Below are 14,430 nucleotides of genomic sequence, written 5' to 3'. Positions count from 1 at the left end.
ACGATTCACTCGCCCGGAGGGGCCCGGGCGAGGTGGTCTGGTGCACCTGCGAATGCCTCAGGCGAGGCGAGCCCACAGGTCATACTCGTCGGCATCGGTGATGATCACCTTCACCATATCGCCAGGCTTGAGCGGATCATCCGTATCGATATAAACCGCACCATCGATTTCGGGGGCATCAGCCATTGAGCGGGCGATGGGGCCATCTTCATCGACTTCGTCAATCAGTACGTCCATCGTCTGGCCTACCTTGCGCTGCAGGCGTGCGGCGCTGATCGCCTGCTGGTGCGCCATGAAGCGCTCCCAACGATCCTCCTTCACATCTTCCGAGACCGGATCGGCCAGCTCGTTGGCGGGTGCGCCGTCTACCGCGGAGTATTTGAAGCATCCGACGCGATCGAGCTGCGCCTCGGTCAGCCAGTCCAGGAGATACTGGAAATCCTCTTCGGTTTCGCCCGGAAAGCCCACGATGAAGGTGGAGCGAATGGTCAGCTCGGGACAGATTTCGCGCCACGATTTGATGCGTGCCAGGGTCTTGTCTTCGAATGCCGGCCGCTTCATCGCTTTCAGGACCTTGGGGCTGGCATGCTGGAAGGGAATGTCGAGATACGGCAGGATCTTGCCTGCAGCCATCAGCGGGATCAGTTCATCGACGTGGGGATACGGATAGACATAATGCAGCCGGACCCACACGCCGAGCTCACTTAGCGCCTCGCACATTTCCGTCATACGCGACTTCACCGGACGGCCGTTCCAGAACCCAGTACGGTATTTGATGTCGACGCCGTAGGCGCTGGTGTCCTGGGAGATGACCAGTAGTTCCTTGACGCCGGCCTTGACCAACCGCTCCGCTTCGCCGAGTACATCGCCGACCGGACGGCTGACCAGCTTGCCGCGCATCGATGGGATGATACAGAAGCTGCAGCTATGGTTGCAGCCTTCGGAAATCTTCAAGTAGGCATAGTGGCGGGGCGTCAGCTTGATGCCCTGCGGTGGCACCAGATCAATCAGCGGGTTGTGATCGGCGCGCGGCGGCACCGCATCGTGCACTGCGTTCACCACCTGTTCATATTGCTGCGGCCCCGTCACAGCCAGAACGTTCGGGTGCACGTCACGGATGACACTCGCCTCCACGCCCATGCAACCCGTGACGATCACGCGTCCGTTTTCCGCGATAGCCTCGCCGATGGCATCCAGCGATTCCGCCTTGGCCGAATCGATGAATCCGCAGGTGTTGACCACCACCACGTCGGCGTCCTGATAGGTCGCGACTACCTGATACCCTTCGGTACGCAGCTGAGTGAGAATGCGCTCTGAATCGACCAAGGCCTTGGGGCAGCCGAGACTGACAAAGCCGACTTTGGGGTTGGTCGACGGGAGTTTGGACATGAAAACCTCTGGGGACAGACACGGCGGTGGCGAAGAGCGCGTATTCTATCCGCCGCAGTGGCACCTTGCCAGACTACGGGCCTGCCGTTGGTCTCGGCGGCGGGGTTTCCCGACGATTGGAACAGTGAACAAAGCGATCGGTGCCGCCTTGTCTGTGCGCAGACCGAACCCGTTGTTCTGCTAGCGCTAGTCAATCGTCTGTTTCTCAGTCCTCGCTCTCCCGGTCCAGGGTGCTGTATCAGTAGCTACGCGTTCCGCTGAAGCGTGAGTCGGTTGGTTGTCGAGGCTTCAAAGGACTGGCTTCACTGTGTATGAGCTACTTTCGCTTCTGTATCTGTCAAACCTGTCCAAGCAGCAGGGCTTTGTGATTGGCCTGCAGGGCATTCTGTTCAAGGCGACGTTCAAATGGTATCGATGGATAGGCTTCTACCCAACAAGCTGAAAACCGAATGGGCGCCGACAACTAAAATGACGGAAACAAGCAGGAATACAAAACTCCAGGCCAGCACTCTCTGTTTTTTGGCTATGACTAGCGACGTCCAGAAAACGCCTGTCCAAAAAAGGAGTGACACCCCGATACCCGCGGTTCTGCTGCTGACTAGATAATCGGCAGGACCGAAAATTACCATCTGCGGATAAATGGCTAGCTATAAATCCGACTGGTTGGAAATTCAGCCAGTTTAATAATGCTCCTAAAGCGAAAGGTGCGAATAATATGGTGCCCGCAACCGCGACGCGCATCCCTATCTGATGACTCATAGAGGCCCAATATTCTGTAATACTGGGTGCGACGTAAATCAACATTATTTTTGGAAGAAGCATGCGTAAAACATATCTCAGGTCTTTTTTGAGTTGCTTGGCTGATTTGATGTTTTGTGACTCATTCGCATGACGAACGACAAAATAAATGCATATATTAAAAAGGTAAGTAGTCGACCCAGTATGCTTGGCATGAAACCGATCTCAGTGCGAAAAAAAAATGGGCTCCCGATTAAGCTGGATAACGGAGAATAATAGATTGTATCCAAAAACGCCCATATCAAACCATAAGATGAATCAAGCCTCATTAAAAGCGCAGGGATTATTGGAAATAACAGTATCGAAATCCCTATCAATCTCCTTTTTTTACTTCGCTTTAATGCCTCGAAAGAAATCAGTTGCACCGTAGGCCTCTCCGAGTCATCCGACACTGGGGTGGGTTGATAATGCGATCGTATTCAACTCTCAGTGCCTCAGAAAAATGTTGACAGTTGCGCCCTGCAAGGCAGTATGTGCTGCCATTCCAGTCGTCTCGAATGTTATTTAGAGCTTGACGCATAATATCGTCGTCGTACGTAGGCCCAATAAAATCATATTCATCTCGTGTATGTCCTTCATCACTTCTGACGTTGCCGAATTCGCCGCACACCACTGGCCCGAAACCTTCTCCATCACCAGAGAAAAAACCAACATTCTCATTGGGAATGTCATCAAACCATAACTGCTCATGAGCAAAATGATGATTACTGCTCCCGTCGGGAGCGTCATAGAGTTGTTCTTGCCCTTCTAATGGTCTAAACCCAAACCGCGCTAAGCCCAGCGGATCCAAAAATGTCAGTGGATTGCCGCTAACGTAAGAAAATGTGTTGAGTCCACCCCGCAACCCAATCGGATCGCTCTGTAGATACCTTCCTGCCGCCGGGTCATAGTCCCTATAGTAGTTGTAGTGCAACCCCGTCTCTTTATCAAAGTACTGCCCCGGGAATCTTAGATATAGGGATAACTGAAGTTCTTGTGGGGAGCTTAGACTTTCCCCTCTTACGGCGCCAAAAGCATCACTACCCCATCTCCAGATGATCGCTTGATTCAAATCGGTCGCGGTCCGCGGCGTGAGCAAGTGATCGCTATGAAGCCAGGCGATGTTAGAGGCTTCGTATCGGTTAGTGTCGATCGCTACCAATGGCCGCAGTTGGAGCCAGACGATGTTCTGGGTGTTCGCCGCTTGCTCGTGATCTGACGCTCCGCTGATCTGCAGGCGGGTCTCGCCCAGCAGTTGACCCTGCTGATCGTAGTGGAAGAGGGTATGCGCCTCGCCGCCGTCCGGCTGCAGTACCGCCTTGTGGATGCGTTGGCCAAGCGCGTTGTAGTGGTAGCGGGCCTTCAGTCGGCCGTTCTCCCGATACGCGCTGATGCGGTTCTGGGCGTTATAGTCGTAGCTGCGGATCGTGTCGTTGCGCTCCAGTAGCGTGTTGCCGACTGCGTCAAGAACGATGTCTTTTTCATTGGTGCCGAGCAGCCGGTTGCTGGCGGGTGCGTAGAAGTACCTGGTTAGCTCTTCTTTTGCTTCGTCCGGCTCGCCGATGTGGTTCTCGTCGCTTCTGGTGTAGCGCTGGGTCAGTCGATTGCCGACTTCGTCATAGTCGAAGCGCTGCTGCCCGTAGGGACCCTGATCCATGATCAGCCTCTGCAGCAGGTCGTAGCCGAACTGCTGCTGGTAAGTCCGTTGGCCTTCGCTGCGCTCGATGCCGGTGATGTTGTTCAGTCGGTCATACTCGTAAGCCTGCTGCCAGACGGCTTCGTTGTTTTCGTTTTGAACGTTGACCGCAGTGATGCGGCCATCCAGGTCATGCTCCAGCGTCTGGGTCAGGCCGTTGCCATAGGTCCAGCTGTCCATGCTGCCGAAGGGGCGGTGGGTGATGTCGGTAATCAGCGGGGTATCGGTTTGCTCGGTTCCCAGCGTGACCTGGCTGTGGCGGCCGTTCTCATAGTCGTACCGAACGGTCTGGCCGTTGGGGTAGGTGATCGACGCCAGTTGGTTGCCGTTCGTGTAGCTGTAAGTGATCGTTTGCTCATGGGTGTGCCCACCCACCTTTATCTTCCGGGCATCGACCAGTAGGTTGCCGTGGGCATCGTAGCGGTAGTCGATCTGGCTGTGGCGGCTGGTGATGCGGGTCACTCGACCGATGCCAGCGCCATGAGCTTCGTCGTTCTGATCGTAGGTGTAGGTGATGTCTTCGCCTGGATCGCTGTACTGGATGCGAGTGAGGCGACCGAGCGCATCGTAGTGGTAGCGGACGTCCTGGTCTGGCTGGTCCGGACGGTGGGTGCGGCTGAGCTGGCCGGCGTCATCGTAGTGATGGATCTGGATACCGGTGTCGGGGCTGTCCAGTTGCAGCAGCCGTCCCAGCCCATCGCGGGTGTAGCGGGTGGTCGCCTGGTTGGCGGCGATCACGGTGTCGAGCTGCCCAGTCGGGCCGTAGCCGAACTGGGTCTGGCCGTCGGCCGGGTCGCGGGTCTGGGTCAGACGCGCCAGGGCATCGTACTGTTGCACGGTGGTCAGCAGGCCGGTGGGTTCCTCGCCAGCCTGCTGCTCGATACGGATCGGCAGGCCGGCCTTGTCATACTGCACGCGGGTCTGCTGGCCGGCATTGCCCAGCAGCGCAATGACCCGGCCCAGCTCGTCGAGCTGACGCTGCTTGACCAGCACGTCCTGACCTTCTTCGTTCTGAATCGACAGCGTTTCCCAGGCGCCACTGACGGCGTTGGGTGTGACGGCGATGTGCTCGCCCAGGCTGTTGGTCAGGCTGGTGACCTGGCGGGCATCGTTGTAGGTAACCGTCAGGCTGTCACCGTTTTCCCGGTGCAGGGTAGAGGGCAGGCCGTTGGCCAGATACTCGATCTGCATCTGGCTGGTATGGCTGCCGATGCGTTTGATCCCGGTCAGCCAGCCACGGTCGTTGTAGGTCAGCTGGGTGATCAGGCCGTTGGGGTCGGTGATGCGGCCGGGGCGACCCTGGGCGGTGTGGTTGTCATAGCGGGTAACGTGGCCGAGAGCGTTGGTCACACGAACCATCTGACCCTGCTTGTCGTAATCCAACTGGGTCTGAGCTTTGCGCGGATCGGTAATGCGGATGCGCGCCAGGTGCGTGTTGGCATCGTCATGATAGCTGTACTGGTAGGTCCAGCTGCGACTGTCACCGTGGGTGGCGTAGGGCACCTGCTGGGTGCTCAGGTTGACCTCGGTGTAGACCTCCGGGCGGTCCTGCTGGTCATAGTGCGTGAAGGTCTCGCGCTGGGGCTGCCACTGCTGGTCATCGTCCAGACTGTAATAGGTGCGGCGCGTCACCAGCGGCTTGTGCGGGTGCCATTCGCTGACGATGCGCTGGCTCTCCGGTTGTAGCACCGGCGCTTGGTTCTGCCACAACACGCCCTGGGTCAGCTCGGTGATCAGCCCCCGCTCGTTACGCTCCATCAGCGTGGCGCGGCCTTCGGCATCGATGGCGGCGGTCAGATAACCGGTGTCGGCATAGATATGCCGCTGCTGGGTCTCGGGGCAGTAGGGGGTGGCATCGCCCTCGATGCGACTGAGGCGTTTGACGCCCTTTTGCTCGATCAGGTGATAGGTCGCGGTCTTGCCGGCTGCGTTGGTGATGAAGGTCTTGTTGGCCAGATACTCAACCGTGATGCGCTCCACGCCTTGGCCGTGCTCGGACAGCACCGCCCGGCCCAGGTTGTCATAGGCCCAGGTGGCGTAGCGGCGGCCGGCTTCATCGGTGATGCCGGTCAGGTAGTGTGGGAAGTCCGTGTCTTCGTAATGGTAGGTGCGGGCCGGGCCGTCCAGTGTCGAGCGACGCAGCCGGTCGAGCAGCCCCGGTTTGCCCTGGGTGACGGTGAGCAGATTACCGTTGAAGGTGTCATACCCGAACTGCAGCGCCTGACCATCGGGCGTATCGACCCGCACCAGACGCTGGCCGGAGTACTGAAAGCGCACGCGCTGGCCATAGGCATCGCTGACGCTCGCCAGCTGGCCCTCTTCGTTGTACTCAAGCTGCTGACGCTGTCCATGCACGTGCTCGATACTCAGCAGGCGGCCCTGGGCATCGTACTGCTCGGCGCCACCGGTGCCGGGGCGGTAGGTCCAACCGAGCAACTCGTCCTGGCGATACACCCCTTCAAACGTGTCGACGTTGTTGTCGGTGGCGATCCAGCGCTGGCCATCCTGGCGGAAATAGTGCCGGCGGCCATCCTCACGCACCACGCGCATGCGGCCGTCATCGTGAGCAGTGATACGCCGCTCGTAGTTGTGCTGCCAGCCCGAGCCGAGGCTGCCGGCTTCGTCGGTGGCGTGGCTGTTGTAGGCGCGGATGAACGCGAGGGGAAACTCACCCGAGCCCTGGTAATCGACTTCCTGCTGGTACTTGTTGCCAGTCGCGATGTTGATCGGGTTGCCGACCAGGGTGTAGGTCGGTGGGCTGCCGCCGGCGGGGGAGGCGTTCTGATCATTACCCGTGTCGACCGAGCAGGCCATACCGCCGCCCAGATCGCCGCCGGGGTTGAAGCCGGAGGAGCCGCCACCGCCCACGCCATCGAGCCCGCCGCCACTGCCGCCCCCGAGCAAATCATCCCATGCGGTGCCGCCACCAGCGCCACCGCCCGAACCGTCTGCGCCCCCACCGGTACCGCCGCCCACGGTGCCGGAGCCCCCACCCGAGCCGCCGGCATCGCCGCTGCCCGCATCCGTTCCTGAACCCGAGCCGCTCCCTGAGCCTGATCCGCCACCGGAACCAGGCCAACCCGAACCCCCACCACCGGCACTGCCGCCGTCCATCGACGCGGGCATGCCAGCCAGTTCCTTGGAGATATGTCCAACATGCTGGCGGCTGCTGGAGCCGAAGCTGGAAAAGGCGATGACGCCGACGACAATCAGGGCGCTGACGACGATCAGGTATTCAACGAAGGTGGCACCGGCGAGCGGACGCCGGCGGGAGACAAACTTCCGTGTCATGGTAGATCCCGGTCTTTAACTCAAAGATGGAGAACCAACGACAGCGGAACATTGGCGTGCGGGCCGGAGTGTGTTGGCCGAAGAGACGAAGCGCAACGGTGAGTGCGGGAAAAGCTGATGCGAGTCACATATCTGGGGTCCGGAGCCTGCGGGCCAAGGCAGATATCCCTAACGACCTGATGACCCCAACGAAAAAGCCCCGCACGAGGCGGGGCTTTTCGATATTGCGTGGTGCTTAGACCTGAGCGACCGGGATGGACGCTGCGGCCTTCTGGTACGACTCGATTTCGTTGAAGTTCATGTAGCGATAGATATCGCTGGACATGCTGTTGAGCTCTGCAGCATAGCCCATGTATTCCTCAACGGTCGGCAGGCGACCCAGAATCGATGCAACCGAAGCCAGCTCGGCAGAAGCCAGGTACACATCGGCGCCATCACCCAGACGGTTCGGGAAGTTCCGTGTGGAGGTGGATACGACGGTGGACTTGGCAGCCACACGTGCCTGGTTACCCATGCACAGCGAGCAGCCTGGCATTTCCATGCGCGCACCAGCCTTGCCGTAGATGCCGTAGTAGCCTTCTTCGGTCAGCTGGAACTGATCCATCTTGGTTGGCGGAGCCAGCCACAGACGAGTCGGCAGGGCACCCTTGTTCTTCTCGAGCAGCTTGCCGGCCGCGCGGAAGTGGCCGATGTTGGTCATGCAGGAACCGATGAAGACCTCGTCGATCTTCTCGCCAGCTACCTGAGACAGCAGACGCGCATCGTCCGGATCGTTCGGGGCGCAGAGAACGGGCTCTTTCACTTCGCTCAGATCGATTTCGATGATGGCAGCGTACTCGGCGTCCGGGTCGGCCTTCATCAGCTTGGGATCAGCCAGCCAGGCTTCCATGGCCTGAGCACGGCGCTCCAGGGTACGCGGGTCCTGATAGCCGTTGGCGATCATCCAGCGCAGCAGGACGATGTTGGACTTCAGGTACTCGGCAACCGACTCTTCGCTCAGGTTGATGGTGCAACCGGCAGCGGAGCGCTCGGCGGAGGCGTCGGACAGTTCGAATGCCTGCTCGGCGGTCAGGTGATCCAAACCTTCGATCTCGAGAATACGGCCGGAGAAGATGTTCTTCTTGCCTTTCTTCTCGACGGTCAGGTGACCTTCCTGGATCGCGTAGTAGGGGATTGCATGCACCAGATCGCGCAGCGTGATGCCGGGCTGCATTTCACCCTTGAAACGCACCAGAACCGATTCCGGCATGTCCAGCGGCATGACGCCGGTGGCAGCGGCGAAGGCGACCAGACCGGAACCGGCCGGGAAGGAAATGCCCATTGGGAAACGGGTGTGCGAGTCGCCACCGGTACCGACAGTGTCGGGCAGCAGCATGCGGTTCAACCAGCTGTGGATAATGCCGTCACCCGGGCGCAGCGCGACGCCGCCACGGTTGTGGATGAAGTCAGGCAGCGTGTGGTGCGTGGTCACGTCGATCGGCTTGGGGTAAGCCGCGGTGTGACAGAACGATTGCATGACCAGATCAGCAGAGAAGCCCAGGCAAGCCAGGTCCTTCAGTTCGTCACGGGTCATCGGGCCCGTGGTGTCCTGCGAACCCACGGTAGTCATCTTCGGTTCGCAGTAGGTGCCAGGGCGTACGCCCTCTACGCCACATGCCTTGCCGACCATCTTCTGCGCCAGGGTGTAACCCTTCTTGGTGTCCACCGGCTGCTCGGGCTTGCGGAACAGATCCGAGTGCGGCAGACCAAGTTCGGCGCGTGCCTTGTCGGTGAGGCCGCGGCCAATGATCAGCGGGATCCGGCCACCAGCGCGGACTTCGTCCAGCAGAACCTGGGTTTTCAGCTCGAAGGTGGTGATGACGTCGTCGGTGCCGTGCTTGCACACCTTGCCGTCGTACACGTAGACGTCGATCACGTCACCAGTTTCCATCTCGGAGACGTCGAATTCGATCGGCAGGGCGCCGGCATCTTCCATGGTGTTGTAGAAGATCGGAGCGATCTTGGAACCGAAGCAGAAACCACCGGCGCGCTTGTTGGGCACGTAGGGGATGTCGTCGCCGAAGAACCACAGAACGGAGTTGGTGGCCGACTTGCGCGAGGAACCAGTACCGACCACGTCACCGACATAGGCAACCGGGAAGCCCTTGGAACGGACTTCTTCAATCTGCTTCAGCGGACCGATGGCGCCTTGCTCGTCCGGCACGATACCGTCACGAGCCATCTTCAGCATGGCCAGTGCATGCAATGGGATGTCGGGGCGCGACCAGGCATCCGGAGCCGGGGAGAGGTCATCAGTGTTGGTTTCGCCGGGAACCTTGAAGACGGTCAGGCTCAGTTTTTCCGGCACGGCAGGCTTGTTGACGAACCACTCGCCGTCGGCCCAGGACTGCAGCACGCCCTGTGCATGCGCATTGCCATTCTTGGCACGTTCGGCAACATCATGGAACGCGTCGAACATCAACAGAGTGTGCTTGAGCTCCACAGCGGCGAAAGGAGCGAGCTCCTGATCATCAAGCAGTTCGACCATAGTGGCGATGTTGTAGCCGCCCTGCATGGTGCCGAGCAATTCGACAGCACGCTGTTTGGTCAGCAGCGGGGAGGTGGCTTCGCCTTTGGCAACGGCAGACAGGAAGCCGGCCTTGACGTAGGCAGCTTCGTCCACTCCCGGAGGAACGCGGTTGGTCAGCAGGTCGAGCAGAAACTCTTCTTCGCCGGCGGGCGGGTTCTTCAGCAGATCAACCAGACCAGCGGTTTGTTCGGCGTTCAGCGGCTGAGGCACGATGCCCTGGGCGGCGCGCTCTGCAACGTGTTTGCGATAGGCTTCAAGCACAGTAATACCCTCATCAGTCTGTTCCGTTTGTGACGGAACGGTCATCCTCACGGACCATGGCGCCGGATATGAGGTTGGGTGCAAGCGCAAGCCCTAATCTGGTGGGGGGCAACCTGGGTAACTGGGTACGCAGATACGAATGGGGTTGCGGGCAAACGCCTGTCACACAGCCCTAACGGCGCGCCGATTCTACAGTAAGCGCCCGGTAAAGTTAAGTTGCAGGGGTCTATAACCTTGGTAGGGGACAGACGGAAGCGGACAGGCAGCTTCCGGAGCCAGGGCAGCACCAGAAGGTGCTGCCCTGTCGGCTACTTCTCGAGGATGTCTTCAAGGTGCGCAATCATGTCATCCGGCTTGAGTACCAGGACATCACTGGCGAGTTGGTCTAGAACCACTTCTGCGGTATTGCCGATCAGTGCTCCGGAAATACCGGTGCGTGCAACGGTACCGATCACGACAACGCTCGCACCGATCCGACGCGCGACGCGCGGTATCAAGGTGTCAGCCGGACCTTCGTCGACGTGGACCTGTTCTGCAGGCATGCCGTACTGGGCGATATATTTCTGTGCCTCGTCGGCGTACCGAGCCGCAATGCGCTCGCGCAGTTGATACACCGGATCGGCGGCGGACAGCATCGGCGCAGGGTGAGCGCTGACCAGGTGAAGCTTGCCGTTGATCATCTCGGCAATGTCCGCAGCATGGCTGACGATGGTGTCGTGCAATACATGGTGCTGGTCGTCATGATTGCCCAGGTCCACAGCTGCGAGTACCGAGCCGTGCATCCATGACTCGACGCTGCGTACCAGCAAAACCGGAGCAGGGCAGTATCGCAGCAGCTTCCAGTCGTCCGGTGTCAGCAGCGCCTTGCGCAGCGGATTGTCGGGCAGGTGCTGCTTGACGACCAGGCCGCAACCCTCGCAACGCTGGGCGTGGATGATGGTGTCGGTCAGGTTGCCGTGCCACTGCTGGGATACGCTGACGCGGCGGCCGTCCGCTTCCAGTTCGCCCGCCAGCTTCTGCAGCAGTGGTTTGTAGTCGTCGCGGTTCTCGCAAACCAGCAGATGCAACTCGGATTCGATGACGCCGGCGATCAGGCGTGCCCGAGTCAGCGCCATCTGCTCGGTCTGGCTGGGGTCGATGACGACCAGGATTCGTTTGACGGCTTGCATGGCGGATCTCCCTTGATGTGTGTCGCGTTCTTCAAAGCCTATCCAGAATGTAGTCGTTTTTCTGAGAACGGCTGTTGATGTGGGTCAAGCTCCAGGGTGCGCCATGTCGGTCGGCCTCGTTATAATGGCTGCCTTTCCCGATGCGTTACCCGAGAGCCCGATGACCCTGCCCGCCGAACTGCTCGCCTTCCTGCACTGTGAAACGCCCGACAACTGGATCAGTCAGGCGCTGGACCATCCCTCGGAATTGCTGATTGATCACGCGAACTGCGAGAAAAAAGCGGCTTCCACCGCGCTGAATCTGATGTTCCGTTACACCGACAAGCCCGGGTTGCTGCAGAAAATGTCACGCCTGGCGCGTGAAGAGCTGCGGCATTTCGAGCAGGTCACCGCGATCATGAACAAGCGCGGTATCGTCTACCGGAATCTGTCTGCCAGCCAGTACGCGCAGCGGTTAAGGCAGCACGTACGGACTACCGAACCGGGACGGCTGGTGGATACGCTCATCGTTGGCGCATTCATCGAGGCGCGGTCATGCGAACGCTTCGCCAAGCTCGCACCGAACCTCGACTCGGAGCTCGGTGGTTTCTATCGTTCGCTGCTGAAGTCCGAGGCCCGGCACTATCAGGACTATCTCAAGCTGGCCCGAGAGTACGCAGATGGGCCCCTCGACGAGCGGATCGAGTTCTTCGCCCGTGCCGAGGCGCTGGCGGTGGTGCAACCCGATGAGGAATTTCGCTTTCATAGCGGTGCTGCCGTCGAGGTGGTCTGAGGCAGGGGAGTAGTTATACTGCCAGGCAACCGGTGACGCTCGAGTTGCCAAAATGACAAGCTGTGAAGGGGTGTGCGATGCGCTGGGCTCGGTGGATGGTCGGTGGGTTGGTGTTGACGATGGCCGGTACGGTGGCTGCGTCCGGCACGTGCGAGCGCATCGTGGTCACGGGTGATCCGCAGTATCCTCCAGTCCTCTGGACCGACCCTGATGATTCAACACGCCTGACTGGCGCGGCTATCGAGCTGCTTGAACGAACATTGGAGGGCAGCGGGGTAAAGGTCGAAGCGTTGAAGGTGGCGTCGTTTTCCGTTGCTGAGGATGAGGTTCGCAGTGGTCGAATCGACATGCTCGCCGGGGTTTTCCTGACCCCCGACAGGCTCGGTTACATGGATTATGTTCATCCGGCCTATCTCGAAGTTCCGAGTGTCCTGTTCGTCAAGCGCGGTGCCTCCTTTGCCTACAGTGGCTGGGATGACCTGCGTGAACGGCGCGGTGCGACGGCGGCAGGCGCCCGCTTCGGCCGAGCGTTCGATACCTATGCGCGCGACAATCTGGACCTTCGCCAGGAGAAAACCATAGAGCAGGCGTTTCAGCGATTGCTCAACGGCCGCGCTGATTATGTGGTGTTCCAGCGGCACCAGGGGCTTGCTCTCGCAGAGCAGCTTGGTGTGGCAGACCAGCTCGATATCCTCGACGGATCCGTAATGAATGAGCGGCTCTATTTCGCAGTCTCCCACAACTCGGCCTGCAACTCCCCGGCACTGCGCGCGGCCCTCGCACAGGGCATGCATCGCCTCACGCAGGAGGGTGAGCCGCGCCGGCTGTTCGAGAAGTACCGTGATCGCTGGGCGGGGCGCTTCAATGCGGCGCTGCCTGATGCGGAATCCGAGCTGGCTGATTGACGAAACAGTCTGTTCGGTTTCGCATCTGAACCCTTACAGTTGAGCAGCTGCTATTCTGTGCAGGTATCTTCGTACGCAGCTGTACGGGGCCGCCAACTGCTCGCCTGCGCTAGCCTAGGGAGCTGATCAGGAGAGCGACATGGCCAGTCTTTTATACCAGCAGATTGCCCAGCAGTTGGCTGAAGACATTCACAAAGGATTTTACCAGCCCGGCGAGCGTGTTCCATCGGTGCGCAAGTTGAGCACGCAGAAGGGCGTGAGTCATGCCACGGTACTGCAGGCTTATGCCACGCTTGAGGATCAGGGTCTGATCCGCGCTCGTCCGCAGTCGGGGTACTACGTCCATCGGACTCCCGCTCTGACGGCACCCACGCCCTCGATCTCGCGCGTCGAGCCACCCTATGCGGTGACCCGCAGCGGCATCATCAGCCAGATTCTCAGTCAGGCGCGGCGCAGTGGCGTGATCCCGCTGGGCGCGGCTGTTCCCTCGAGTGAATTTCTTCCATTGCGGGCGTTGCACCAGCAGATGAGCAAGGTCACCCGCTTTCACGCCCAGCGGGCGTTCAGTTATACCTTCAGCCCCGGGTATGAGCCGCTACGCCGGCAGGTGGCCATTCGCATGCGTGACGCGGGCGCCGTGGTCGATCCGGCGGATATCGTGATTACCAACGGTTGTGTGGAGGCGCTCCAGCTTTGTCTGCGCACGGTAACCTCCCCCGGAGACCTGATTGCAACCGAGTCGCCGAGTTATTACGGTCTTCTGCAGTTGTGCGAGCTGCTTGGCTTGAAAGTCATCGAGATCCCTACGGACCCGGAGACAGGTCTGAGCCTGGAAGCACTGCAGGCAGCAGCAGACAAGTGGCCGATCAAGGCGCTGGTCGTCACCAGCAGGGCGGGCAACCCGATGGGCGCGACCATGACCGAACCGCGGCAGCGCAAGCTTGTCGGCATGATGGCGCAGCGGGCCATACCGATCATCGAGGACGATATCTACGGCGAGCTCATGTTCGACCATGGCCGCTCGAAGGCGCTCAAGGCGTTCGACTGTTCCGATACCGTCCTGTACTGCTCAAGCTTCTCGAAAACCATCTCGCCGGGTGTGCGGACCGGTTGGGTTATCGCAGGGAAGCACCAAGACGCGATCGAGAAGCTGCAAACCTTCACTACGCTCTCGGCGTGCAGTGTCAGCCAGATGGCCGTGGCGGCCTATCTTGAGAACGGAGGGTATGACCGACACCTGCGTTACATTCGCCAGGAGTACCGCAAGAACCTCAGCAATTTTCAGCTGGCCGTACAGCAGCATTTCCCCGAGGGAACCCAGATTACACGGCCGCGCGGCGGGTTTATTCTCTGGTTGAGTCTGCCGGGTGGAATAGATACTCAGCTGCTTTTCAATCGTGCACTTGAGCGGGGTATCAGCATTGCGCCGGGGGTCGTCTTCAGCAATACCGAACAATTCAACCATTGCCTGCGCCTGAACTGCGGTATCCCCTGGGATCGCGATGCCGAGCGGGCCATCGTGACGCTCGGATTGCTGGCCGCGCAGCAGTTGCAGGAGCAGCAGCGTGATCAATCCGTCAGTGCAGAGGCAGTAGCGTAGC

7 protein-coding genes are annotated in these 14,430 nt (G+C 59.8%); 3 read left to right on the top strand and 4 right to left on the bottom strand.

The window, feature by feature from the left end:
- Positions 1-57: 57 nt before the first annotated feature.
- The 4 genes from rimO to KEM63_RS08675 form a co-directional block, all read right to left on the bottom strand.
- Positions 58-1,389 (bottom strand): 30S ribosomal protein S12 methylthiotransferase RimO, encoded by a 1,332-nt coding sequence (gene rimO, locus KEM63_RS08690; protein ID WP_223650750.1) that lies wholly within the window; start codon positions 1,387-1,389, stop codon positions 58-60.
- A gap of 1,153 nt (positions 1,390-2,542) precedes the next feature.
- Positions 2,543-7,153 carry a DUF6531 domain-containing protein gene (locus KEM63_RS08685; RefSeq protein WP_223650748.1) on the bottom strand — a complete coding sequence of 1,537 codons (4,611 nt, stop codon included), beginning with the start codon at positions 7,151-7,153 and terminating at the stop codon, positions 2,543-2,545.
- Between the two features lie 235 nt (positions 7,154-7,388).
- Positions 7,389-9,983, bottom strand: coding sequence for a bifunctional aconitate hydratase 2/2-methylisocitrate dehydratase (gene acnB / locus KEM63_RS08680; RefSeq protein WP_223655850.1), 2,595 nt, complete (start codon positions 9,981-9,983; stop codon positions 7,389-7,391).
- 308 nt (positions 9,984-10,291) lie between these two features.
- Positions 10,292-11,152 (bottom strand): universal stress protein, encoded by an 861-nt coding sequence (locus KEM63_RS08675; RefSeq protein ID WP_223650746.1) that lies wholly within the window; start codon positions 11,150-11,152, stop codon positions 10,292-10,294.
- A gap of 160 nt (positions 11,153-11,312) precedes the next feature.
- Here KEM63_RS08675 and KEM63_RS08670 point away from each other — a divergent pair, with 160 nt between their 5' ends.
- From KEM63_RS08670 to KEM63_RS08660, 3 genes are all read left to right on the top strand, one after another.
- Positions 11,313-11,924: a MiaE family protein gene (locus KEM63_RS08670; RefSeq protein WP_223650743.1), complete on the top strand. Its 612-nt coding sequence runs from the start codon at positions 11,313-11,315 to the stop codon at positions 11,922-11,924.
- Positions 11,925-12,001: 77 nt separating this feature from the next.
- Complete coding sequence (locus KEM63_RS08665) at positions 12,002-12,829, top strand: substrate-binding periplasmic protein (protein ID WP_223650741.1); 828 nt, start codon at positions 12,002-12,004, stop codon at positions 12,827-12,829.
- A gap of 139 nt (positions 12,830-12,968) precedes the next feature.
- Positions 12,969-14,429, top strand: a complete 1,461-nt coding sequence (locus KEM63_RS08660; protein WP_223650739.1) for an aminotransferase-like domain-containing protein — start codon at positions 12,969-12,971, stop codon at positions 14,427-14,429.
- The last annotated feature ends 1 nt before the right edge of the window (position 14,430 follow it).

Source organism: Halopseudomonas nanhaiensis, assembly GCF_020025155.1.
Taxonomy (GTDB): Bacteria; Pseudomonadota; Gammaproteobacteria; order Pseudomonadales; family Pseudomonadaceae; genus Halopseudomonas; species Halopseudomonas nanhaiensis.
This window is presented reverse-complemented; position numbering and strand designations above follow the sequence as displayed.

Excerpts from the sequence above, each read along its gene's own strand:
- rimO (WP_223650750.1), bottom strand. The coding sequence starts at position 1,389 with ATGTCCAAACTCCCGTCGACCAACCCCAAAGTCGGCTTTGTCAGTCTC.
- KEM63_RS08685 (WP_223650748.1), bottom strand. The coding sequence starts at position 7,153 with ATGACACGGAAGTTTGTCTCCCGCCGGCGTCCGCTCGCCGGTGCCACC.
- KEM63_RS08675 (WP_223650746.1), bottom strand. The coding sequence starts at position 11,152 with ATGCAAGCCGTCAAACGAATCCTGGTCGTCATCGACCCCAGCCAGACC.
- KEM63_RS08670 (WP_223650743.1), top strand. The coding sequence starts at position 11,313 with ATGACCCTGCCCGCCGAACTGCTCGCCTTCCTGCACTGTGAAACGCCC.
- KEM63_RS08665 (WP_223650741.1), top strand. The coding sequence starts at position 12,002 with ATGCGCTGGGCTCGGTGGATGGTCGGTGGGTTGGTGTTGACGATGGCC.
- KEM63_RS08660 (WP_223650739.1), top strand. The coding sequence starts at position 12,969 with ATGGCCAGTCTTTTATACCAGCAGATTGCCCAGCAGTTGGCTGAAGAC.